At 37.6% G+C, this 21,865-nt stretch carries 24 protein-coding genes, 1 tRNA gene and 1 pseudogene; 13 read left to right on the forward strand and 13 right to left on the reverse strand.

What is annotated here, in order from left to right; translation table 11 throughout:
• The first annotated feature begins 19 nt into the window (after positions 1-19).
• Genes V3Z67_RS03085 through V3Z67_RS03095 form a run of 3 tightly spaced genes read left to right on the forward strand, consistent with a single transcriptional unit; the run spans position 20 to position 4,388 of the window.
• Positions 20-1,081, forward strand: coding sequence for a DUF2891 domain-containing protein (locus tag V3Z67_RS03085; RefSeq protein WP_330441916.1), 1,062 nt, complete (start codon positions 20-22; stop codon positions 1,079-1,081).
• 50 nt (positions 1,082-1,131) lie between these two features.
• Complete coding sequence (locus V3Z67_RS03090; protein ID WP_330441917.1) at positions 1,132-2,688, forward strand: NAD(P)/FAD-dependent oxidoreductase; 1,557 nt, start codon at positions 1,132-1,134, stop codon at positions 2,686-2,688.
• 44 nt (positions 2,689-2,732) lie between these two features.
• The gene (locus V3Z67_RS03095) at positions 2,733-4,388 is read left to right on the forward strand and encodes a serine hydrolase domain-containing protein (RefSeq protein WP_330441918.1); all 1,656 of its coding nucleotides are present in this window, start codon (positions 2,733-2,735) and stop codon (positions 4,386-4,388) included.
• On the opposite strand, the gene V3Z67_RS03100 is transcribed toward V3Z67_RS03095, so the two are convergent.
• Positions 4,378-4,770, reverse strand: a complete 393-nt coding sequence (locus tag V3Z67_RS03100; protein WP_330441919.1) for a DUF1398 domain-containing protein — start codon at positions 4,768-4,770, stop codon at positions 4,378-4,380. The two genes, V3Z67_RS03095 and V3Z67_RS03100, sit on opposite strands and share 11 nt — an antisense overlap.
• Before the next feature lie 141 nt (positions 4,771-4,911).
• Between V3Z67_RS03100 and idi the strand changes: the two genes are divergently transcribed.
• The 5 genes from idi to V3Z67_RS03125 all read left to right on the forward strand — a co-directional run bounded on the left by idi (position 4,912) and on the right by V3Z67_RS03125 (position 7,322).
• Positions 4,912-5,445 carry an isopentenyl-diphosphate Delta-isomerase gene (gene idi, locus V3Z67_RS03105; RefSeq protein WP_330441920.1) on the forward strand — a complete coding sequence of 178 codons (534 nt, stop codon included), beginning with the start codon at positions 4,912-4,914 and terminating at the stop codon, positions 5,443-5,445.
• Positions 5,445-5,855, forward strand: a complete 411-nt coding sequence (locus tag V3Z67_RS03110; RefSeq protein WP_330441921.1) for a 6-pyruvoyl trahydropterin synthase family protein — start codon at positions 5,445-5,447, stop codon at positions 5,853-5,855. Before idi ends, V3Z67_RS03110 begins: the two co-directional genes overlap by 1 nt.
• Positions 5,856-5,884: 29 nt before the next feature.
• A complete protein-coding gene (locus tag V3Z67_RS03115; protein WP_330441922.1) occupies positions 5,885-6,847 on the forward strand; it encodes a type I phosphomannose isomerase catalytic subunit in 963 nt (320 codons plus the stop codon).
• Positions 6,848-6,902: 55 nt separating this feature from the next.
• Complete coding sequence (locus tag V3Z67_RS03120) at positions 6,903-7,169, forward strand: hypothetical protein (RefSeq protein ID WP_330441923.1); 267 nt, start codon at positions 6,903-6,905, stop codon at positions 7,167-7,169.
• Positions 7,170-7,248: 79 nt separating this feature from the next.
• Positions 7,249-7,322 (forward strand) — tRNA-Thr (locus V3Z67_RS03125).
• 268 nt (positions 7,323-7,590) lie between these two features.
• Here the strand turns inward: V3Z67_RS03125 and V3Z67_RS03130 are convergent.
• The 8 genes from V3Z67_RS03130 to V3Z67_RS03165 all read right to left on the reverse strand — a co-directional run bounded on the left by V3Z67_RS03130 (position 7,591) and on the right by V3Z67_RS03165 (position 13,133).
• Positions 7,591-8,313, reverse strand: a complete 723-nt coding sequence (locus tag V3Z67_RS03130; protein WP_330441924.1) for a DUF4369 domain-containing protein — start codon at positions 8,311-8,313, stop codon at positions 7,591-7,593.
• 106 nt (positions 8,314-8,419) lie between these two features.
• Complete coding sequence (locus V3Z67_RS03135) at positions 8,420-8,767, reverse strand: hypothetical protein (protein ID WP_330441925.1); 348 nt, start codon at positions 8,765-8,767, stop codon at positions 8,420-8,422.
• Between the two features lie 208 nt (positions 8,768-8,975).
• Positions 8,976-10,355 carry an alpha/beta hydrolase family protein gene (locus tag V3Z67_RS03140; RefSeq protein WP_330441926.1) on the reverse strand — a complete coding sequence of 460 codons (1,380 nt, stop codon included), beginning with the start codon at positions 10,353-10,355 and terminating at the stop codon, positions 8,976-8,978.
• Positions 10,356-10,361: 6 nt separating this feature from the next.
• The gene (locus V3Z67_RS03145) at positions 10,362-10,949 is read right to left on the reverse strand and encodes a hypothetical protein (protein ID WP_330441927.1); all 588 of its coding nucleotides are present in this window, start codon (positions 10,947-10,949) and stop codon (positions 10,362-10,364) included.
• Between the two features lie 4 nt (positions 10,950-10,953).
• On the reverse strand, positions 10,954-11,229 hold the full coding sequence (locus V3Z67_RS03150) for a DUF2089 family protein (RefSeq protein WP_330441928.1): 276 nt from the start codon (positions 11,227-11,229) through the stop codon (positions 10,954-10,956).
• A gap of 139 nt (positions 11,230-11,368) precedes the next feature.
• Positions 11,369-11,647 (reverse strand): DUF2805 domain-containing protein, encoded by a 279-nt coding sequence (locus V3Z67_RS03155; RefSeq protein WP_330441929.1) that lies wholly within the window; start codon positions 11,645-11,647, stop codon positions 11,369-11,371.
• 202 nt (positions 11,648-11,849) lie between these two features.
• Entirely contained in the window at positions 11,850-12,203 is a 354-nt protein-coding gene (locus V3Z67_RS03160; RefSeq protein WP_330441930.1) for a DoxX family protein, read from the reverse strand.
• A 36-nt stretch (positions 12,204-12,239) separates the two neighbouring features.
• Positions 12,240-13,133, reverse strand: a complete 894-nt coding sequence (locus V3Z67_RS03165; RefSeq protein ID WP_330441931.1) for an EamA family transporter — start codon at positions 13,131-13,133, stop codon at positions 12,240-12,242.
• 123 nt (positions 13,134-13,256) lie between these two features.
• On the opposite strand from V3Z67_RS03165, the gene V3Z67_RS03170 reads away from it, so the two are divergent.
• Positions 13,257-13,862, forward strand: a complete 606-nt coding sequence (locus tag V3Z67_RS03170; protein ID WP_330441932.1) for a murein L,D-transpeptidase catalytic domain-containing protein — start codon at positions 13,257-13,259, stop codon at positions 13,860-13,862.
• 58 nt (positions 13,863-13,920) lie between these two features.
• Here V3Z67_RS03170 and V3Z67_RS03175 read toward each other — a convergent pair whose 3' ends face one another.
• The gene (locus V3Z67_RS03175; RefSeq protein ID WP_330441933.1) at positions 13,921-14,328 is read right to left on the reverse strand and encodes a DUF2721 domain-containing protein; all 408 of its coding nucleotides are present in this window, start codon (positions 14,326-14,328) and stop codon (positions 13,921-13,923) included.
• 129 nt (positions 14,329-14,457) lie between these two features.
• Here V3Z67_RS03175 and V3Z67_RS03180 point away from each other — a divergent pair.
• Positions 14,458-15,679, forward strand: a pseudogene (locus tag V3Z67_RS03180) (DUF6051 family protein).
• 52 nt (positions 15,680-15,731) lie between these two features.
• On the opposite strand, the gene V3Z67_RS03185 reads toward V3Z67_RS03180, so the two are convergent.
• The gene (locus tag V3Z67_RS03185; RefSeq protein WP_330441934.1) at positions 15,732-16,319 is read right to left on the reverse strand and encodes a hypothetical protein; all 588 of its coding nucleotides are present in this window, start codon (positions 16,317-16,319) and stop codon (positions 15,732-15,734) included.
• A gap of 143 nt (positions 16,320-16,462) precedes the next feature.
• Positions 16,463-18,349, reverse strand: a complete 1,887-nt coding sequence (gene htpG, locus V3Z67_RS03190; RefSeq protein ID WP_330441935.1) for a molecular chaperone HtpG — start codon at positions 18,347-18,349, stop codon at positions 16,463-16,465.
• A gap of 357 nt (positions 18,350-18,706) precedes the next feature.
• Here htpG and V3Z67_RS03195 point away from each other — a divergent pair, with 357 nt between their 5' ends.
• Together V3Z67_RS03195 and V3Z67_RS03200 are read left to right on the forward strand one after the other, a co-directional pair.
• Positions 18,707-19,156 (forward strand): lipocalin family protein, encoded by a 450-nt coding sequence (locus tag V3Z67_RS03195; RefSeq protein WP_330441936.1) that lies wholly within the window; start codon positions 18,707-18,709, stop codon positions 19,154-19,156.
• A gap of 33 nt (positions 19,157-19,189) precedes the next feature.
• Entirely contained in the window at positions 19,190-19,879 is a 690-nt protein-coding gene (locus V3Z67_RS03200; protein WP_330441937.1) for an OmpA family protein, read from the forward strand.
• Positions 19,880-19,944: 65 nt separating this feature from the next.
• Here the strand turns inward: V3Z67_RS03200 and V3Z67_RS03205 are convergent, their stop codons facing one another.
• Complete coding sequence (locus V3Z67_RS03205) at positions 19,945-20,556, reverse strand: hypothetical protein (protein WP_330441938.1); 612 nt, start codon at positions 20,554-20,556, stop codon at positions 19,945-19,947.
• A gap of 307 nt (positions 20,557-20,863) precedes the next feature.
• Here V3Z67_RS03205 and V3Z67_RS03210 point away from each other — a divergent pair, with 307 nt between their 5' ends.
• Entirely contained in the window at positions 20,864-21,823 is a 960-nt protein-coding gene (locus V3Z67_RS03210; protein WP_330441939.1) for an ABC transporter ATP-binding protein, read from the forward strand.
• Positions 21,824-21,865: the final 42 nt, after the last annotated feature.

Consider the following 21,865-nt stretch of genomic DNA (forward strand, 5'->3'; position numbering starts at 1 on the left):
ACCTAACTAATAAAAAAAAATGAAACACTATATACTTACCGCTTTATTTATCACTTCGGTTTCCTTTGCGCAGGAACTTACTTTAGAAAGAGCTAACGGACTTGCCGGGCTACCGTTAAAATGTATGCAACAGGAGTTTCCTAATAAAATGGGACAACTTATTGCCGATGCTTCCGAGCTGGGAACGCCCCAACAACTGCATCCTGCCTTTTATGGCTGTTTTGACTGGCATTCGTCGGTACACGGGCATTGGAGTTTGGTATATCTGCTCAGTAAGTTTCCTGATATTAACAGGAAAGAAGAGATTATAAGTAAGCTACAGGTAAATTTGAGCAAGGCTAATATTGAGCAGGAAGTAGCCTATATGAGCAAAAAACATGAAAAGGCTTTTGAGCGCACGTATGGCTGGGCATGGCTTTTAAAACTTCAGTTGGAATTGGAAAGATCTCCTGTTGCTGAGGTGAAAGAACTTGCTGTTAATGTAAAGCCGCTTGCCGACTTGATTGTTGCCCGATACATAGAATTCCTGCCTAAGCTTAACTATCCGGTTAGGGTAGGTACACATACTAACACTGCTTTCGGGATGTCACTGGCATGGGATTATGCCGTGTATTCCGGTAATACCGAACTTCAGCGTGTGATTAAGGAAAATGCATTACGACTGTTTAAAGATGATACCGATTGCCCTTTTGACTGGGAACCAAGCGGTACTGATTTCTTGTCACCATGTATGGAAGAAATGGCAATAATGCAACGTGTAATGCCCGAAAAAGACTTTTTAAAATGGCTCAAAGGTTTTGCAAAGCAATTGTTTGATAAAAACTACAATTGGGAGCCGGGTGAGGTATCCGACAGGAATGATGGCCACCTTGTACATCTTGACGGACTTAACTTTAGCCGCGCCTGGAATATGTACAGGCTGGCAAGTCAGTACCCAAAGCAATTTGGTCATTTAATTTCGTTAGCCAATCATCATTTTAATTATTCGTTACCGGCTATTGTAGATGGTAATTATGAAGGCGAACACTGGCTGGCTTCATTTGCACTGCATGCTTTTGAGGAAAAAGCGACTCTTAAATAGTCTTAATTTTTAAGTGAAGATAATCGCTAAATATTGATTATTTTTGCGGAATGCCAAGAGAACTCCAGATACAGGTAGCCCCAGAGGTTGCCGCACAGCAGCATTTACTTACAGAGTATGTTGCTAAGCTTATGCAGGTTAGACCTGAAGAGATTAATCATGTCGCTATTGTAAAACGGTCTATTGATGCGCGCCAAAAGACTATTAAAATAAATCTTAAGCTTGCAGTATACTGGAAGGAAGCATATACCGAAACCACTATTCCTTTACCAGACTATAAAGATGTTTCCAATAATAAGGAAGTGATTGTTGTAGGGGCAGGGCCTGCCGGGTTATTTGCAGCACTACAACTTATTGAACTTGGTATTAAGCCTATTGTTATAGAAAGAGGTAAGGATGTGCAGGAACGCAGGCGTGATCTTAAAGCTATTAACCGAGAACATATTGTGGACGAAGATTCAAACTACTGTTTTGGTGAGGGTGGTGCCGGAACCTATTCTGACGGGAAGCTGTATACCCGTTCTAAAAAACGTGGTGATGTAGACCGTATTCTGAAACTTTTTGTGGCTTTTGGTGCTGCCGATAATATAATGGTAGAGGCGCATCCGCATATTGGTACTAACAAACTACCTAAGATAATCAAATCCATGCGCGAAAAGATTATTGAGTTTGGTGGCGAGGTGCTTTTTGATACCCGTGTGACTGATATACTGGTAAAAAATAACGAAATTGAAGGTGTGGTTACTCAGAATAATGATGTGATCAACGCCAAAAAAATAATACTGGCAACAGGACATTCTGCAAGGGACGTATTTGAATTGCTGGACCGTAAAAAAATCTTCATCGAAGCAAAGCCTTTTGCGCTTGGAGTAAGGGCAGAGCATCCGCAAACCTTAATAGACAGTATACAGTATAGTTGTGACTTTAGAGGTGATTACCTGCCACCTGCACCATACAGTATAGTAAAGCAGGTAAACGGCAGGGGTATGTATTCCTTCTGTATGTGTCCGGGTGGTGTTATTGCACCTTGTGCTACCAGCCCGGGAGAAGTTGTGACTAACGGATGGTCGCCTTCTAAAAGGGATCAGGCTACGGCTAACTCGGGTATTGTAGTGGAGCTTAAACTCGAAGACTTTAAACCTTTTGCCAAATTTGGCGCACTTGCAGGAATGGAATTCCAAAAGAGTATTGAACAAAAAGCATGGCATTTAGCAGGTGAAACCCAAAGGGTACCTGCGCAACGCATGATCGATTTTACACAAAGCAAAGTATCTTCCGATATTCCTAAAACATCTTATGTACCGGGAACAACTTCGGTTGAATTGGGTCAGGTATTTCCGGGGTTAATTACTCAGGTAATGAGACAGGGTTTTGTGGATTTTGGTAAATCCATGAGGGGATACTTAACTAATGATGCCATACTCCATGCTCCCGAATCAAGAACCTCATCACCGGTGCGTATCCCTCGTGATCCTTATACGCTGGAACACCTGCAGATAAAAGGACTTTATCCATGTGGTGAAGGTGCGGGTTATGCCGGAGGAATTATTTCTGCCGCGATAGACGGGGAGAAATGTGCCATAAAATGTGCTGAAGAGCTGGCATAAATATTGCCTAGCTTTTTAGTGTAACTAAAATCAAACCAATAACTATGAAAAAAATATCAGCCTTACTCCTGGTATTGTTACCTCTCATTGCTTTTTCTCAAAATAATTTTAAAGCAATCGATTCTGTTTTATCTGTTTACGATCAGGGTGTTGTGCCCGGTGTTTCTGTTAGCATTGCAAAAAACGGCAAAGTTATATATAGCAGAAATGTAGGTTATGCAGATATTGAAGCAAATAAAAAAATAGATGACAAAACGCTGTTTTGCATGGCATCTGTATCAAAACAGTTTACTGCTGCCTGTATTGTTATGCTTGAACAGCAGGGCAAGCTGAGCCTTGAAGATAAATTATCAAAATATTTTCCTGATTTTCCTGAGTATGCTAATACTATTAGCATTGTTCATCTTTTAAATCACACCAGTGGTATAAAAGACTACTTAGCATTATCTATGTTGAGGGGACATGATAACAAAGATTATACTAAAAATGAAATGGTAGAAGATATGCTTAGAGTGCAGGAGCTTGACTTTGAACCGGGAAGTACTTTTTCTTATTCCAATTCAGGATATTGGTTTTTGGTAAGGATTATAGAGAAAGTATCGGGTAAATCAATTATTGATTTTGCTCATGAGAATATTTTTCGACCTTTAAAAATGAAAAGTACTCAATATACTTATGATGCTTACTCAGTAAAGCATATGTCAAAAGGTTATGTGGAAACAGATGAAGGTTATGAAATTGAGCCACAAAAAGAATATCTAATTTCGGGAGCGGGTGTTGTTTCTTCGGTGCATGATATGCAAAAGTGGCTGTTTGAAATGTATAGTCAAAAAGTTTTTGGTGCTACATTTTGGAACCGTATGCTCAATGAGGAGCTTTATGATCTGGGTAATAATAATTTTTCTGCAAAAGGATTATTTACAGGAGATTACTATGGTGTGAAACGTATTCAGCATGGGGGTGATCTTGATGGTTTTCATACCGTGGTAGAGTGTTTCCCAGAGCAGGGAGTAACTGTTGTAATGTTTACTAATAATGATAATGTAAATGTTTATGAGTTTAATAAACCAGCATTGAGTAGCTTATTAAGATTGAAGTATAAAAAAGAAAAAGAGGTTAAAAATGATGTTGTCCAAACAGAAGAGCAACCGATTTTTGACCCCGTTAATGAAACTGATTTAAAACAATATGAAGGAGATTATGGCTCTGAGTTGGGATTGTCCTTTAATGTTAGTGTAAAAGATGGTGTTCTCTATGTTATACAGAAATGGAATGGAGGTGGTTATCCTGTTGTGCAGACAGGAGCTAATAAATTTAAAATAGACGGAGACCCGATCTTTTTTGAGTTTATTGATATAAATAACGGAACGGCAAATTTATTAAAGGTAAACCAGGAAAGCGAGGAGTATGTTTTTGAGAGAGACTATCAGTTGCCTGATTTTGGTGATTATTTAGGGAAGTATTACTCAAAAGTACTCGATGTAAGCTATGAATTCTATTTAGAAGGCGGTTTGTTGGTGTTTAGGCCACAGGGAGTCGATGAGGTACGTGTTGCTACTATAGAAGAAAAAGATAAAGGAACTAGCCCTTGGGGGAATTTGTCTTTTGTAAGAGGTAGTGAAGGTGCTATTACAGGCTTTTTACTATCGCATGAAAGAGCCAGGAATATTGAATTTGTAAAAGTACCGGCTACGGAATAGGGATTTCCTCTTCGTGTAGTTTATGTCCGCCTTTATCATAGTAAATACAGGTCATGGCTACCATGTCTATTACCCATTTGTCTACACCATCCTGAGCTGCATGTTGGCAAAAAGTCTGATAATCGGTTTCGCCTGCCTGATGAGCGTTGAGGTGATGTATGAAATCAATGGGATTACCTGAGTCGGCAACTTCAAGATTGTCGTATTTTGGGTTTGACTGTACTCTGTAATTGTCACAGCCCCAGTATACGGTATGACCGTCTTTTACGTAGGTGTTGTAACGAATAACACCTAGTTTTATTAGATCCTGAATGTATTGGGGGAAGTCAGCACCGCTTTTAACATTAGAGTGCGCTTCTTCAATTTGGTTAATTGTAAACATACTCTTTAAATTTTAATATAAAGGTACGTAAAAGATTGATGTATAATTGTATGGTGCTTTAATATTAACAAAATAAGGTAAGTTGTCAACAGACTGCTTTTCCGCTAATATTTTCTTATTTTTGAAAGCTATTAAGATATCATGACAGAAGAAAAAGTAATACTTGTAAACGAAAAAGACGAACAAATAGGGCTTATGCCAAAAATGGAGGCGCACGAAAAAGCGCTGCTGCACCGTGCTTTTTCGGTTTTTATCCTGAACTCCAAAAATGAGATTATGCTGCAGCAAAGAGCAGCCGATAAATATCACTCACCACTGCTTTGGACAAATACCACCTGCAGTCATCAGCGTGAAGGGGAAACCAATATTCAGGCCGGTAACCGCAGACTTATGGAAGAGATGGGGTTTCAAACAGAGTTGAAGGAACTGTTTTCTTTTATCTATAAGGCTCCTTTTGATAACGGTCTTACAGAGCATGAGCTTGATCATGTTATGATAGGATATTATAATGACGAGCCTAATATTAATACTGAAGAGGCTGAGAGCTGGAAGTGGATGGGGATTGATGCGGTTAAGGAAGATATGAAAAATCATCCGGAGCACTATACGGTATGGTTCAGAATCATATTCGACGAGTTTTACCATTATCTGGAAGATCATAAATTGCCAAACTAATGAGAGTAACTGTTAGCAGAAAAGCACATTTTAATGCCGCACACCGCCTATATCGCAAAGACTGGAGTGACGAGCAAAATGACGCTGTTTTCGGGAAATGTAATAACCCTAATTTTCACGGGCACAACTATGAGCTTATAGTGAGTGTTACAGGAGATATTGATCCTCAAACCGGATATGTTATAGATATGAAGGTGCTTAAGGATATTATTAATGATGAGGTAGAACAGCCTTTTGATCATAAAAACCTTAATGTTGATGTGCCAGAGTTTAGGGATTTAAACCCTACAGCCGAAAATATTGTGGTAGTAATTTGGAATAAAATAAGAAAGCGTATTGATGCTGCCATGGATATTGAAGTGATACTTTATGAAACGCCAAGAAACTTTGTTACCTACCGCGGTAACTAAAACAACTATATTAATAATAAAATACTCAAATGGAATTATATCCGCTAATTTTTGAACCGATTTTAAAAGACAGGATTTGGGGAGGTACTAAGCTGCAATCTGATCTTGGGAAAAATATACCAACCGAAACTACGGGTGAGAGTTGGGAGCTTTCGGCTGTAACCGGAGATGTAAGCGTAGTTAGTGAAGGTGTTTATAAAAACAAACCGCTTAGTGAATTGTTAGAGCAGTTTCCGCAGGAAATACTTGGGCAAAAAATACATGAGCAGTTTGGGACACAGTTTCCGTTACTGTTTAAATTTCTTGATGCAAGAGATGATCTTTCAATACAGGTGCACCCAAATGATGAACTAGCTAAACAACGTCATAACTCATTCGGCAAAACCGAAATGTGGTATGTTATGCAGGCTGATGAAGGTGCCAGGATTATTGTAGGTTTTAAGCATAAGTCTAGCCCGGAGGAATATGTTGAACATTTAAATAACAAAAATCTTATTGAGATACTTAATGAGGTTGAGGTTAAAAAAGGGGATGTGTTTTTCCTTGAAACAGGGACTATACATGCCATAGGTGCAGGGATTGTTATAGCTGAGATACAGCAAACATCAGATATAACCTATCGCATATACGATTGGAACAGGGTAGATGCGCAGGGGAAATCAAGAGAGTTACATGTAGAGCAGGCGCTCGATGCTATGAACTACAATACTACCGATACCCAAAAGCACTACGCCCAAACAGAAAACAGCGCTAATGTAATGGTAAACTGCCCTTATTTTACAACCAGTTATTTTCCGTTAAAAGGAGAGGCTAGTGTGAATAAAGACGGAAGAAGCTTTACAGTGTATATATGTACAGAAGGTGAATATAGCTTTGAAAATGACGGAAAATCATATTCATTTAAAAAAGGAGATACCATATTGGTGCCTGCAGCCTTAAAGGATTTCTCGCTAAGAGGAGAAGCTACTTTGTTAGAAATATGTATTTCTTAACAGAGAAGGAGAAAATTAGTTGTAATTTTGCGAACAATTTAAAATCAAAATAAAGATGGCAAGTGTAAGAACTTTAAAAAAAGACATTAATTACGTTTTAGGAGATATTATCGAGGCAGTTTACATTTGGGAGATGACAACTCAGGGAAAACCAACTCAGGAGTCAGAAGCTATTATAGATGAGGCAATTACTGTTTTTGATAATTTAATTACAAAAATTAACGCGAAAAACGTTGAAAATAAAAAAGATTATTTCAAGAAAATAAATCAAGAACTGGAAGAATCTGCTGGTCAGCTTGTTGCAAAGATTAACGCGCTGTAAGGAAAAATTTCAATAAAAAAGTGCAAATTTTTTTTTGGAAAATTCAAAACCAGTCTTATATTTGCACCCGTATTGAGATGCCGGTGTAGCTCAGCTGGCTAGAGCAGCTGATTTGTAATCAGCAGGTCGTGGGTTCGAGTCCCTCCATCGGCTCAATAAAAAAACCGCTTCAGTAATGAAGCGGTTTTTGTTTTTTTGTGCCTTTCCATATAAAATCTGTTATTTCTGTGTTGTCCTCTTTATTGTGTTTTTTATTTCAGGATTATAAAAAAAAACGGTTTTAAAGAAAGAGCTCGATAAAATGAACAGATAGTGCTACTGGTGGAGAAAAGTGTTTTAAAAGGCTTCTTTTTACGTAATATTTATAAAAAAAACAGCAAGGTATAAGTCTTGCTGTTTTTTATTTGCAGTAGTAGAATTTTTATTCTACTGTATCTTCTTTTTTTCTGTTGTCAATAAACTCGGTAAGCATTTTTCCGTAATGTGATTTTGCTATCTCTGGTGTCATACTTTTTTGTATGGTATCTAAAAGTTTGATATTTGCATCATATACTTCAGAAAGCGCTATATAAGGGCCTATTGGCTTATCTGCGTTATTAAGGGCAAAGTTTATAGTGGCAAGATATCTTGTTTTAGTTATTTTTTCACTCGCTTTCTCAATGCTGTCAAGTTGCTGAGTATTTCCTGTTTTTGTGGCCTCAAGGTTTTTCTCCATAAGGTCCAGATTCATGTTAGTGTAGCGCTTTTTAATTTCTAAAAAGCTTTCATATAGTTTTTGGTTCTCTGAGCCTGTAACTTTAGCACGGCTGTAAAAACCTTCAACATCTGAGTTTATAGTAATATCACCCGGTTCAGCAAAAAACGGTAGCTGATTGTCTACAGAATTGGTTTGTCCTCTGTCTAAAATAAGGTATAGCATTTCGGGTTCATCTATATTTAAATCACTGTTAAATGCTGAATTTCCGTTAATGATAATACTATCCAGAGTCACAAGGTTGGTGTCTACTATTCTTTTTATGTAAAGCTTCCCCTGCTTAAAACCTTTTATATTTCCTGATATATGCAGGTTGGTTCCGGCTTTATGTTCTTCTTTACAAGCAAAAAGTGCAGTTGCTGCAAACAGGGCTAAAATAGTTTTTTTCATAAATCAATACTGCGGTTAAATTTTTCGCAAAGTAATAAAATTTTACCGCTTTATGTAAATAAAAAAAGCAGCCTTAAGGCTGCTTTTTTGTGTATAATGGTTTTGATTAATCGTCTAATAGCATTTTTACCAGTTTGATGTTTCCTGTATGAACCAGTTCTACAAAAAATGAGCTTATACCATACCCCGGGGTTTCTGTTCCGGTAGTACATACTCTTGTTGTTCCTTTTTTAGAAACCGGCTTAACAGGTGTAGTCTCTTCAGTTTTTACAGCAGATGCTGTAGTGGCTGTTTTTGCAACCTTAGCATTTTTAGTTTCCTGTTCTGTTTTGGAAAGTACAGTATTGTTTTCTGTAGGGTTTGGAGTGGTTTTGGTGTCATTACCATTATTGTCATTGTTTGCAAGAGCGGTAAAACTCAGTCCCATAAAAAATATAATAAATAAAGCTTTCATGTTCAGTAAGGTTTTAATTGTTTAAAGGTGTGCAGCTTTTTTTAAGAGCCTAAATATAGTAATTTTTTGTATACCAAAGTGTTAACTGTTGGTTTTTAATTTTTTTAGATTGTTTTTTTTATTCAATAAAGGCTGTTTTTTTATACAGTTTTAAAATTAGTAGCAGAAAACATGATAATGTTACAGTTAATTGTTACTTTTTTTTAAATTATTTTACCTGTTGTTTTATCCATCCTGAAACTTCACTTAAAACTGCCGGAGACATAGTTTGCTCTATGTTACCATATTCCTGCGGTAGTCCTGTTGTACATTCCTGAAAAAGGTGGTTAAGACCGTCCAGTTTTTTAATAGTTACTTTTTTGTTTGCAGCAGTAGCCAGTTTGATTCCGTTAAGGTTTTCATCTGGGGTTACCTGTACATCTTTAGAGCCGTTAAGGGCAAGTATAGGGCATTCTATATTTTTTAGCGCCTGCTCAGGGTTGTATTTTAAAAAGTAAACAAACCACGGGCTTAATATGCCCTGTGCTTCAGATGCGGCATATCTGTCAATTTGTTCCTCTGTCGCACCTTGAGCGGCAAGGTCGGCACCCATATCTGCTTTAAATAAAGCAATTACTTTCTCTTTTCTGATTTTAGGGTCACTCTCGTTAATAACCACATCATATATCTTTTTGTTTTGCGCTTTGCTTGCAGCCAGTGCCTCTTCACTAAGACCTGATATTTTTCCTAATGTATAATTTTGGAGCACCATAAGTTCAGATATTTTAATACCGGGTCCGGCAAGAAGTACTATAAAAGCAACATCCTTGTTATTTTCGGCTACCATAGGGGCTATCATGCCACCTTCGCTGTGTCCTAATAAACCAATTTTCTTTTTGTTTATTTCCGGTCTTGTTTTTAGGTAATTAAAAGCAGCTTCTGCATCGGTAGCAAAGTCAGCACTGGTAGCCTTTTGAAAGTCTCCTCCAGATTCGCCAACCCCTCTGTCATCAAAACGAAGTACAGCTATACCGTTTTTGGTGAGGTGGTCTGCTAAAAGTAAAAAGGGTTTATGGTCGGCAATTTCTTCGTTTCTGTTGCTTGGACCACTCCCGCTAATAAGTATTACAGCGGGGTAATTACCGGTTTTTTCAGGAATGGTTAATGTGCCTGCCAGTGTAATGCCTGCTTTTTCATTTTTAAAGGTAATATCTTCACTTTGGTAAGGAAATGGAGCTTTTGGCTCCTGCGGGCGGTTTACACCCAGTCCTTTAGACAGGTTTAACGGAAGGCTGGTTCCTGCCTGACTGTAAGTACCGGTTATTGTTCCGTCTTTTAAGTTTCCCTTGTACTGAACCCCGGCCGCAGGCACAGAGAAGGTAAGCGAATTATCTGTAAAGTTTATATTGCTTAGGGGGATACCTTTAGCTCCCTGATCCGGACTGTCCATGGTACCGTTATATTCTCCGTTTTCATTTTGCGAAATGTTTACAACCAATCTAAGCTGTACACCCTGAAATTCAAGTTTACCGTTCCAGGTGCCTGTAATATCCTGAGCTATGGCAAATGTTGTTGCCATTAAAATTATAAGTGTAATAAGTTTTTTCATAATAAGTTAGTTTAATGCTGTGATAAAAAGTATTGAAAGTATCTCTGCCAGTATAATGGCGGTAGCAAATAATACTTTATGTAGTATGGTTTTTAAATTGGTAGCGGTTTTGAATCCGTTATAAAGCAAAGCTATGAACCATGTCAATAAGGCAATTCCATAAATGCTTACTATAAGAACAATTACAATTTCAGAAGTTGTAAAATTTATAGCTTCCGGTTGAACCGGATCTAAGTTGGCAGCTTTTTCAGCTACTTTTTTCAGCGTACTTGATGCTATACCGGTTAAAGGCATAATGCAGTATATGCTTCTAGCTACTAATACTGTATTTAAAATATCTATAGGTCTTGTTTTTTTATTAATGAAAAAACCAATAGCATAAAATGTTACAAAAAGTGAAGCTATATTAATTATGTTGTCTGTAATGGCCTGTTTTAGGGTGTTGTTTTTAACTATGTGCATGTCTATGACTCCGTCAAACCGAGCATTAAACATATAGCTTAAGTAGGTTGAAAGTACTGCGGTGACCATCCCAAAAATAAATAACCGGGTTTCGCTGTATTTTTCAAAAGGATTAAAAAGTATTTTCTTCATGGCATTAATGGGTTTGTTGTAATTGCTTGATTTTTTCGATAAGATCGTCCAGCCTGTTTCTAACGGTTGGATAGCTTATACCCATTTGAGAAGCTATTTCCTTTAGGCTGCCACTGGTAAGGAAAAACTGGAGTATAAAATTTTGTTCATCCTGTGAAAGCTGTAAGTATACAGGGAGCGGAAAGTTACCATTTACACTGGTGCTGCACTCCGGGCAGGTTAGCTGCGATACGTTTAGTGACGATTCGCAACTGGGGCATATAACGGGAAGTTTTGCCATAACATTAAATTATTTTAAATAAACTGTATTGCAATATTAATAAAATTAATATTAACTTCAATAAAGTTAAATTTAAAATTTGTTTTGGTTTGAATTATGGCGTAAAAAAACTCCCTGTTTAAAAGGGAGTTTAATAAAGTTAAAATTTGTTTTTAAAATAATATTTTGAGGCTAAATCGTCGTCCTCCAAGGCGCTAAAGTTTTGCGACTTTGGTTTTGGTTTCTTCCCGGCTACCTTTTTCTTCCACAATTCAAAATTGTCGGCGGGCAGTCTCTTTTTCATAATTTCAGTTACTTCCTTATCGGATAAACCAAATTGTTTTTTAATTTCTTCAAACGGCTTTTTTTCTTCCTGAGCCAAAGAAACTATTCTGTCTATAGCTTCCTTTTCAAGTTCCGTACGGTTACTCTTTTTCATCAGATGAAAACATTAATATCAAAAAATAAGTTTTAAAGTTTAATCAATATTACTAAAAAAAATAATTGATTTTAAGTTTGAAGGTAATTTTTGTGTTTTTTTAAAAGTAATTAACAGTAAGGGCTTTAGCGTTATATTATTTAAAAAAAATATTACATAATGGTTAAGTTTTTTTAAAGCTGTGCAGTACTGCTTCCTGTTTTTAGATATAGCAGTAAGCCCAATATAATAGTACAACCTGTAACGGAAGCCTAATAAGTCTTAATTGCTTGGATAAACCCAATGATACGTTGTCGTTAATGTACATGTAAACGTTTGCCGGAAAAACAGCAATAAGTAAAGCCATAACTCCAAGTGCGGCATAACCCGATGTTTTTGGTATACATAACAATATGCCTAAAACAACCTCGGCCACACCCGCTATAGCATTGAGTGTTTTTGGAGATGGAAACAATGGCGGAATGATTTTAGTATACATTTTAGGAACCCTGAAATGATTGAGTCCGGCAAAAATGTAAAGTGCTGCCATAAGGTATAAATGCCAAGGTGAACTCATAAGCTTTCTTTTTATATAAAGATACTTAATTTGAGTTTATTTATCCCTTCGGTATTTTATATTCATAATTATTACGGCAAGTATAATGAGTGTAATTCCTGTCCACTGTGTTAGGGTGACCTTTTCCTGCAAAATGATAAAAGCCATAGTTACCGATACCGGAAGCTCCAGTGACGATACTATACTACCCAAGCCTATGCCTGTAAGCGGGAATCCTTTGTTTAAAAGTAGCGGAGGTATAATAGTCCCGAAAATGGCAAGAACAAGTCCCCATTTTATAAAGATGTCAAAATTGTAAGTTCCCGGCCATGCTATTGCCGTAAAAGTAAGTACTATAACTGCGCCTCCATACAACATATACAGGCTGCGCTTTGATGGTGGAAGATGCACCGCTATACGGCTTGCGGTAAACATATTTGCAGTAAATGCTGCTGCTGCCAAAAGTCCTAATACTATACCACGCCAGTTGGGTACCTCGGTTGTATTAAGCAAATTGGTAGCCATTATGGTTCCGGCAAGTACAATAATAACAGCTATTACCTTGCGTAATGAAGGAAGGGTTTTGGTAAGGAGGGCTTCCAGTACAACGCCCATCCACACGGTTTGCATAAGGAGTACTATACCTATGGAAACCGGAATATATACAACAGCCAAGTAGTAAAATACACTGGTAAAGCCCATTGAAGTTCCGGCGATTATAAGGTGAAGTTTATTTTTGTTAGTCGCCTTTACAGCCGGAGTGTTTTTATTTCTCTTTTGGAAAAAGTTAATAATAAGCATTCCTATAATTCCCAAAATCATTTGTGAGGAGGTAACCTCGGCAGTAGTATATCCCTGTTTGTAGGATAGTTTAACCATGGTGGCGAGCATGCCATAACTGGTGGCACCAAGACCAACCAAAAAAACGCCTTTTAATATATTTTTTCCCATTTTTCCAGATAACGGTGCAAAGTTAGTATTTAAGATTTATCATATAGTTAAAAGTATGTTTATGCGTAGTATACTAAATCAACTAAAAATATAGTTATAGGTAATAACCTACATCTTAACTATATGACTGCCAAATTATACTTACTGTTACTGTTTTCGGTTTTTAGCTGTTCGGGTAATAAAAAAGAAGAAGCTAAAGAAGCTGAAAAAAACTATACCGCTACACATACCGAAGCTCTTAAATTTTGTAAAGAGAAAGGCTTTTGTGAAGATTACTATTTCTTGGTAGATATGAGTATACATTCGGGCAAGAACCGTTTTTTTGTTTACAGTTTTAAGGATACCATTGTGACCGATAAAAATATTGTAACCCACGGTAGCTGTGATAAGTTTGAAGAGAATCCGTACAAATACCAAACAGCCAAATTCAGTAATACGCCCGATAGTCATTGTTCTTCAAAAGGTAAGTATAAGGTAGGTAATCGTGATTACAGTTCGTGGGGTATAAATGTGAAGTACTGGCTAAACGGACTTGAAGATACCAATAATAATGCAGTCGACAGGGTAGTAGTACTCCACTCGTGGGATGCGGTACCTAATAGGGAAATCTATCCGCAATATAGTCCGCTTAGTTGGGGATGCCCTGCGGTGTCCGACAAGTTTATGAAAAAACTGGACGAGAAACTACAAAAAACCTCCAAGCCGGTTTTGCTTTGGATTATAGAATAGAGCGTGTTTGTTGATACGTTAATCTGTTGATTTGTTCATGGATAACCAAATCCACGAACTAACTGTGTTTCTTCGCTTCTTCAATTAAATCGCTAAGATGAACCCTTAATGCCTTTACCGATATGCTAATCTCCCAAAATGATACGGCAAGTGAAGCCAGTAATAACAGCAGACTTAACCCGAAAATATAAGTACCCCATAAATTACTGCCTATAAAAAGCAATGCCATGGCAAAAACCGAAAAGAAAAGGCTTAGTACTCCATACATCTGCATGTGGCGGATAAGCGTGAGTCGTTTGTTGAGGTTTGTAATTTCCAGCAGTATACTTTTGGTCTCATTTTCCTCATAATTCTTTTTAAGTCCGCGTACAATGGTGGCTATGGTCAAAAACCTGTTGGTATAGGCAAGTAGTATAAGGGAGGTGGCAGAAAATAACAGCGCCGGAGTTTCCAAAGAAAGATTCATAACAAAATGCTGGTTGAATAGAGATATAAAGATAAGGCTTTTAAAATGTTATTAATATCATTTTTCGTAATTATGTCTTACAATACAATTATGCCTTATTTCGTTATCTAAGTTAAACCCAACCGCGCCATGTTGTATCTCGATATTTATACACTGCTAAAACAGTCTTTTTCCCAAAAACAGGATAACTCATTTGTACCCGAACTGGATATTGCCATGTCGCATTACCCATTTACATCGGCAGATTCCAAACAGATGCTTCCGGGGAGTGATTCACTGTTTTGCAATAAGCACAATCATGCCTTTGATGATTTAGAACAAGGAGGTACAGGCGAAAACACTATAGTGGATGTAACCGACCATGAGATAAACGAAAACAACAGTTTTAAATATAATAGTACGTAAGGCAGGACAGGATAGGGCTAACGGTGCCATAATACTACTGCACGGACTTAATGAAAAAACATGGGACAAATACCTGCCGTGGGCTTATAAACTTACGCAGGATACGGGCAAGGCGGTAATATTGTTCCCTATTGCTTTCCATATGGACAGGGCTCCTGAGGTATGGAGTGACAGGAAGCTGATGTTTGCCGTAGCCGAAGAGCGTGAGAAACGTTCCCGTGATAATACGCAATGCTCGTATGTAAATGCGGCAATCAGTTCGCGTATGGATGCCAACCCGCAGCGTTTGTTTTGGAGCGGTATGCAAACCTACTCGGACATTATCCGTTTAGCAGATGATATAAAAGCCAATAAGGTGCCCGAGATAAACAGTGATGCTTCGATTGATCTGTTTGGGTATTCCATAGGTTCGTTCCTGGCACTTATACTGATGATGGGTAACCCGAAGAATATATTTGACAATTCCCGACTGTTTTGTTTTTGCGGAGGGATGACTATAGATCGTATGTTCCCCGTTTCACGTTACATTATGGATGCCCATGCGGCAGTAACCATGCAAAAGTCGTTTGCACAGTTTTTAAGTTCTAACTTCGCTACCGATGGCAGGCTGGGGCATTATCAGGATACCGAACTGCACCCTGAAGAAAGCTGGTTTAAAACGATGGTGCGTTACAACCATTTCCAGAAGGAACGCGAAAAAAGATTTAGCGAACTTGCCACACGTATAAAAGCGGTAGTATTGGAAAAAGATGAGGTAGCACCACCCGCCGAAGCTTTAAATACATTGCAGGGCGGTTACAGAAATATAAAGATTGATGTAGATATACAGGATTTTAACCACCCCTATACCCACATGATGCCTTTCCCGCTAACGCAAAAGTTTAAGGAAGAGATCAATGCTTCTTTTGAAGCGACTATGAATAAGGCTGCTTCTTTTTTGGGGTGATTATGGCTTGAAATAAATAAAAAGTCTGCAACTTTCGCTACAGGCTTTTACGCTATTTCTTTTTCTTCTTCGGTTTGCAGGTTTTACAAAAATCAGAGAGCTCATCAATTTCTTTCAACACTTCCTCGTGAAGCGTTTTAAGTTCTTCTGTTTTTTTACCTAAGTCTGTTGTTTTTCCTGCTTTGGTAATTCTGTCGTTATACTCTTTTCTTATATTGTCAAATAATGGTTGTACATAACTAATGTCTGAAAAAGTACCTTTTTCCTCATAAAGCGTTTTTCTGAATTTTCGGGCATATAATTCGCACACGTCAAACTCATATTGGGCAAAATCTACCATTTTTAATGCAGTATCCTCATCGGGAGCAATTATAGTAGCCGACTCGGGGAAAAACCTATTGCTGACTTTAGAGTTAAAGTTTTTGGTAAGCATAAATTGAATATTGCTCATTTGTACACTATAATCTAAACTGGCAGAACTGTATACACTATAAAGGTTTGTTTCTCCTATTTGTGTGTTTTCTGATTTAAAATCAGCTAACGTTAATTTATATTCCGGACTCCAGTCTACAACAATAACATCCTGTGCAGTAAGTATACTACATATGAAAAAAAGGATTAGTGTAATAGGTACTTTCATGGTCTTTTTAATTTTTTTTGCAAATCTAAGTAAATAAGAAGAGTATAAAAACATAAAAAAACCTGCAACTTTCGCTGCAGGTCTATTATAATTATTTTGAAGTGAGATTTCTCGACTCCACTATGTTTCGCTCGAAATGGAAATTATTTAATAAGATCAAAACTACGTTTTACAAACGCGGTTAAGTCTTCACCCTTAAGCAGGTTTTGCGATAGTTTGGCAAGGTCTAATGCCTGCTTTACTAATGCTTCCTGATGTGTTTTGTCTCCGCTGTTTAAAATGTTTGAGGTAAGCTCATGGTTAGTGTTTACCACAAGGTTGTACATCTCCGGCATGTTGCCCATACCAAACATACCACCGCCACCGCTTTGGCTCATTTCTTTCATACGGCGCATAAACTCGGGCTGTGTAATCCTGAATGGTGCAGCACTGCTGTCCATAGCCTCAAGTTGTACACTGTATGTTGTTTTTGGTACAATCTCTTCCAGTACGGTTTTTAGTTTTTCTTTTTCCTCATCGCTTAGTTTAGAGATCTGCTCGTCATCTTTTTTGATAAGCTTATCAATATGATCGGCATCCACACGGGTAAAGGTCACATTCTCGTTATCGGCCTCTAACTTCTGTATAAGGTGCGATACAATAGGAGAGTCAAGTAGCAGTACCTGGTAACCTTTCTCTTTAGCATCGGCAATGTAACTGTGCTGAGCATCCTTATCACTAGCGTATAGAATTACCAGTTTACCGTCTTTATCGGTTTGGTTCTCCTTAAGAGTTTCTTTAAGTTCTTCAAGGGTAAAGTATTTTTCGTCTACTGTTGGGTATAGGGTAAACGCACCTGCTTTTTCATAGAATTTAGGCTCGCTTAGCATACCGTACTCCAGTACGATTTTAATATCGTTCCATTTTTTCTCGAAGTCCTCACGGTTTTCGGTAAACAGAGATTTAAGTTTATCGGCTACTTTACGGGTAATGTAGTTAGATATCTTTTTAACCGCACCGTCTGCCTGTAGGTAAGAACGTGATACGTTTAGCGGAATGTCCGGAGAGTCGATCACACCTTTAAGCATGGTAAGGAATTCCGGTACAATACCTTCTACGTTATCAGTAACAAATACCTGGTTTTGATACAGCTGTATTTTGTCTTTTTGTACCTGTAGGTCGGCAGAAAGTTTTGGGAAATATAAAATACCTGTCAGGTTAAACGGATAATCTACATTAAGGTGAATGTTAAACAACGGCTCCTCAAACTGCATAGGGTACAGTTCATGGTAAAAAGCTTTGTAATCCTCATCGTTAAGTTCGCTTGGCTGTTTAGTCCATGCCGGGTTAGGGTTGTTTATAATGTTGTCAACCTCAATTTCTTCGGCTTTATAATCCTCAGGAGCATCTTCCGGTTTTGGAAGTGTTTCTGTACGGGTGCCAAATTTAATAGGCACTGGCATAAATTTGTTGTACTTTTTAAGCAGTTCGCTTATACGGTGTTCTTCCAGGAATTCTGTAGAATCCTCAGCAATGTGAAGGATGATCTCTGTACCTCTTTCGGTTTTGTCACTTGGTTCAAGAGTGAACTCAGGGCTACCGTCACACGTCCAGTGTACAGCCGGTTCATCTTTAAATGATTTAGTGATAATCTCTACTTTATCGGCTACCATGAAGGCAGAGTAGAAACCTAAACCGAAGTGGCCAATAATACCCGAGTCTTTTGCAGTGTCCTTATATTTTTCAAGGAACTCCTCTGCACCCGAGAAAGCTACCTGGTTAATGTATTTTTCAACTTCTTCACCTGTCATACCAATTCCCTGGTCAATAATGTGAAGTTTTTTACCCTCTTTATCCAGTTTTACCTCAATAACAGGGTTGCCATATTCTACTTTGGCTTCACCTATGCTTGTAAGGTGTTTTAGTTTAAGGGTAGCATCGGTTGCGTTTGATACCAGCTCACGTAAAAAAATCTCGTGGTCACTGTATAAAAATTTCTTGATTAGGGGAAATATGTTTTCTACCGAAACATTAATTTTTCCTGTTGCCATAGTATTGTTTGATTTTATTTTGCAAATATTGATGTGAGTACTTACTCAAATAAAATACCAAGACGGGTTTGATGACAAATTGACATTTTAAGGCATAGTTTGTCAGTAATACAACCGTTTTTATATGTTAAAAAAACAGGATTTTAAGAAAAAATTAATTCAAGCCCCTGCTACGAGCCGGATTCCTTACAATCCCCCTGACAGCTAACGATTTACCGGAATACTGAAAACAGATGTGTTAAATTAACCGATAATTCCTGTTAAAAAACGCATACTGCTATTGTTTGATAACCTAAAAACTGATTAACTTTATTCATTGAAAAGTGATTATATAACCTAAAACTTAAAATAGCAGTTATGAAAAAAGTATTGTTTTTATGCATGTGTGTTATTGCCTTTGCCTCGTGTTCTTCACTGGACCAAAAATCGCAGGTGGGAATTAAGGGAAACTGGACAATTTCACAAGTGTCTTATCCGGGATCTGATTATATAAAAGTGACTTCTTTTGATGTTGCCGACTCACAATGTTTTGTAGGTAGTTCATGGAAGTTTGTTAGTAATAATAATACAGGAGAAATGAGTCTTACTAAAGTAGGATGTCCTTCGTTTACAAGTCCTATTGTGTGGAGTGTAACTAAAGAGGGTGCTTTTACCTTAAAAATAACCGAAGGCGAAAAAGCAAAAAGAGTTTCACAGGGATACTTTTTACAGGTAAGAAACCAAACGGAAAGTTCATTTCAGCTGGTTGACAAAGTAAACGTAGGTGGTAAAACCGTAGATGTGGTATACCAGTTTAACAGAATGTAATAAACAGATAAAACAAAAAAAAAACAGCAATTTATGAAAGCGACAAAAATTTATTTAATGGCTTTTGCCTTTATTTTTAGTATAGGTTTCACCTCGTGTGAGGCTACAAGGAATATGAATAATACTCAAAAAGGTGCCGGTATTGGTGCTGCATCTGGTGCAGTGATTGGGGGTATCATCGGTAATAATGTGGGTAAGGGTAATACCGCCCTTGGTGCTATTATTGGTGGTGTTGTTGGTGGTGCTGCCGGTGGTGTAATTGGTAACCAAATGGACAAGCAGGCTCGTGAAATTGACGACGCTTTACCGGGTGCAGATGTTGAAAGGGTAGGTGAAGGTATTAAAATTACATTGGGCGAGAACTCGGTTAACTTCGACCTTAACAAGTCGTCTTTAACTTCTACAGCAAAAGGTAACCTTGATAAACTGGTACCTGTATTTAATGAATATCCGGATACAGATATCGAGATATTCGGTTATACAGATAGTAGCGGTAGTGATGAGTATAATTTAAAACTGTCTGAGCAAAGAGCAGCTTCGGTAAAAACATATCTTGTAAGTAAAGGTATAAGTGGTGCACGTATTAATACTGTAGGTCGTGGTGAGGCAGATCCAATTGCCTCAAACGATACTAAAGAAGGTATGAGCAAAAACAGACGTGTGGAATTTGCCATTACAGCAAACGAAAAAATGGTTGAAGATGCTAAGCAACAGGCTCAGTAATTTCTAACTAACTTATATACTTATATAGAACAAAAAAAAACAGCCATCAGGCTGTTTTTTTTGTTCTATTTCCAGTCGGCATCGCCTTTGTTTTTTCCTAAGTAAAAGGTAAGTCCGGCAGAAAGATTTAAAAGCTTTCCTACCGATGGCGGATCGTTTTCTTTTGAATATCGCTCTCCGTTAAAATCATAATCCTGGCTAAAGTTCATAATATAGGTAGCGTCTAAATGAAAGGCAACCCAATCGGTAATTCTTATCTGAGGTGTAATTCCCAGCATAATAAGTGCTACATTATCTTTTGCAGGATATCTCATCGATTTGATATTGGCATAGCCCAAACCGGCATGTGCAAGAAGGTTGAAACGGGTGTCACTATGATTTTTAAGGTTTAATGTTCTGGCTAGGTTGTTAACTGCCTGTACCGAAAAACGGGTGTAATCTGATCCGTAATTTGGAACATTGTCTTTCCTGAATTTGTCTGACCCAAAGTCAAATTTAATACCCCAGCTTTCGTCAATCATATATCTAAAAGCAAATTCATAATGGGAATAATCAGAAAAACGCGCCACAGGAATACTGGCTCCATAACCGGCTTCCAGTGAATACTGATCTGACTTGTTTTGAGAAAAAGCGCAAAAAGACAGCGCCAACATACAAAGTGTGATGGTCTTTTTCATAGTGTATTTTAAAGAGTTATGGTGTGGTGGTGATAAAGAAAGAAAAAATATTTTGAAGATTTTTAAATTTTAAAAACCGTTTAACAATTTTTCACGTATATGTATTTATACAAGTTGGTTTTTATCAAATATGAATTTGGTAAAATAATTATAAAAGTGATAATTCACGAATGAGTTTGTTTATTTATTGGTTAGGTTGATAAGGGTACTTTCTCCATGTTTGAGATTGTGCCCTTATTATTTTTTATAAACCTGTTAGTTTGCCTTAAATCACTTACTTTTGCAGCGTTAAAATTTATAATTTTCAATGCTTGCTGTAAAGAATATTTCCTTTGGTTATACCGAGAAAACCATACTGCACAACCTGAGTTTTACTGTAAAAACCGGGCAAAATATAGCTGTTATAGGCGAAAGCGGATGCGGTAAAAGCACCCTGCTTAAACTTATATACGGTTTATATGATATTGAGGAAGGAGAAATTACCTATAAAGGAGAACGGGTACTTGGGCCTAAGTTCAATCTTATACCGGGTATGTCATACATGAAATACCTTGCTCAGGATTTTGACTTAATGCCTTATATTACAGCAGCTGAAAATGTAGGGGCTTTCCTTTCTAATTTTTATCCGGAAGAAAAGCAGAGGCGTATTATGGAGTTGCTTGATATTGTTGAGATGAGGGATTTTGCCGATGTGAAAGCTCAATTTCTTAGCGGTGGGCAGCAACAGCGCATAGCATTGGCTAAAGTACTGGCACTTGAACCGGAGGTTTTATTGCTGGATGAGCCTTTCAGTCATATTGATAACTTCAGGAAAAATGCACTGCGCAGAAATCTTTTTGCCTACCTAAAACAGAAAGGCGTTACCTGTATAGTGGCTACGCATGATAGTACCGATGCGCTCTCTTTTGCCGATGAAACCATTGTGATAAAAGGTGGAAGAATGCTTTCTAAAGCTAAATCAAAAGAGATTTATTACAACCCGGTAGATAAATATACCGCTTCGCTTTTTGGAGAGGTAAACGAAATAAAGCTTGAGCTTTTAACGCTAACGCAAAATCCTGAAGAAACGGTGTTAATCTATCCGCACCAGTTAAAGGTGGTGGAAGAAGGGCCGCTTAAAGTAGTGGTAAAGCAATGTTACTTTAAAGGAAATCGTTATTTGATAAAGTCGGCTTTAAACAGGCAGGTAGTATTTTTTGAGCATTATAAAGAGTTGCCTGTAAATAGTGAGGTCGATTTAGCGGTAGACAGAAATGCTTTTAGTTAATGCCTGCTACATGCTGTAAAGCAACAGGTTAAATGTCTTGCT

The organism is Flavobacterium sp. C4GT6, assembly GCF_036347315.1.
Taxonomy (GTDB): Bacteria; Bacteroidota; Bacteroidia; order Flavobacteriales; family Flavobacteriaceae; genus Flavobacterium.

Bases quoted from the DNA above. Each gene is read 5' to 3' on its own strand.
- V3Z67_RS03135 (WP_330441925.1), bottom strand. From the start codon at position 8,767: ATGAAAGCTTTATTTATTATATTTTTTATGGGACTGAGTTTTACCGCT.
- idi (WP_330441920.1), top strand. From the start codon at position 4,912: ATGACAGAAGAAAAAGTAATACTTGTAAACGAAAAAGACGAACAAATA.
- V3Z67_RS03165 (WP_330441931.1), bottom strand. From the start codon at position 13,133: ATGGGAAAAAATATATTAAAAGGCGTTTTTTTGGTTGGTCTTGGTGCC.
- V3Z67_RS03090 (WP_330441917.1), top strand. From the start codon at position 1,132: ATGCCAAGAGAACTCCAGATACAGGTAGCCCCAGAGGTTGCCGCACAG.
- V3Z67_RS03110 (WP_330441921.1), top strand. From the start codon at position 5,445: ATGAGAGTAACTGTTAGCAGAAAAGCACATTTTAATGCCGCACACCGC.
- V3Z67_RS03155 (WP_330441929.1), bottom strand. From the start codon at position 11,647: ATGAAAAAGAGTAACCGTACGGAACTTGAAAAGGAAGCTATAGACAGA.
- V3Z67_RS03205 (WP_330441938.1), bottom strand. From the start codon at position 20,556: ATGAAAAAGACCATCACACTTTGTATGTTGGCGCTGTCTTTTTGCGCT.
- V3Z67_RS03095 (WP_330441918.1), top strand. From the start codon at position 2,733: ATGAAAAAAATATCAGCCTTACTCCTGGTATTGTTACCTCTCATTGCT.
- V3Z67_RS03170 (WP_330441932.1), top strand. From the start codon at position 13,257: ATGACTGCCAAATTATACTTACTGTTACTGTTTTCGGTTTTTAGCTGT.
- V3Z67_RS03200 (WP_330441937.1), top strand. From the start codon at position 19,190: ATGAAAGCGACAAAAATTTATTTAATGGCTTTTGCCTTTATTTTTAGT.
- V3Z67_RS03140 (WP_330441926.1), bottom strand. From the start codon at position 10,355: ATGAAAAAACTTATTACACTTATAATTTTAATGGCAACAACATTTGCC.
- V3Z67_RS03160 (WP_330441930.1), bottom strand. From the start codon at position 12,203: ATGAGTTCACCTTGGCATTTATACCTTATGGCAGCACTTTACATTTTT.
- V3Z67_RS03100 (WP_330441919.1), bottom strand. From the start codon at position 4,770: ATGTTTACAATTAACCAAATTGAAGAAGCGCACTCTAATGTTAAAAGC.
- V3Z67_RS03120 (WP_330441923.1), top strand. From the start codon at position 6,903: ATGGCAAGTGTAAGAACTTTAAAAAAAGACATTAATTACGTTTTAGGA.
- V3Z67_RS03145 (WP_330441927.1), bottom strand. From the start codon at position 10,949: ATGAAGAAAATACTTTTTAATCCTTTTGAAAAATACAGCGAAACCCGG.
- V3Z67_RS03210 (WP_330441939.1), top strand. From the start codon at position 20,864: ATGCTTGCTGTAAAGAATATTTCCTTTGGTTATACCGAGAAAACCATA.
- V3Z67_RS03195 (WP_330441936.1), top strand. From the start codon at position 18,707: ATGAAAAAAGTATTGTTTTTATGCATGTGTGTTATTGCCTTTGCCTCG.
- V3Z67_RS03115 (WP_330441922.1), top strand. From the start codon at position 5,885: ATGGAATTATATCCGCTAATTTTTGAACCGATTTTAAAAGACAGGATT.
- V3Z67_RS03175 (WP_330441933.1), bottom strand. From the start codon at position 14,328: ATGAATCTTTCTTTGGAAACTCCGGCGCTGTTATTTTCTGCCACCTCC.
- V3Z67_RS03085 (WP_330441916.1), top strand. From the start codon at position 20: ATGAAACACTATATACTTACCGCTTTATTTATCACTTCGGTTTCCTTT.
- V3Z67_RS03150 (WP_330441928.1), bottom strand. From the start codon at position 11,229: ATGGCAAAACTTCCCGTTATATGCCCCAGTTGCGAATCGTCACTAAAC.
- V3Z67_RS03130 (WP_330441924.1), bottom strand. From the start codon at position 8,313: ATGAAAAAAACTATTTTAGCCCTGTTTGCAGCAACTGCACTTTTTGCT.
- htpG (WP_330441935.1), bottom strand. From the start codon at position 18,349: ATGGCAACAGGAAAAATTAATGTTTCGGTAGAAAACATATTTCCCCTA.
- V3Z67_RS03185 (WP_330441934.1), bottom strand. From the start codon at position 16,319: ATGAAAGTACCTATTACACTAATCCTTTTTTTCATATGTAGTATACTT.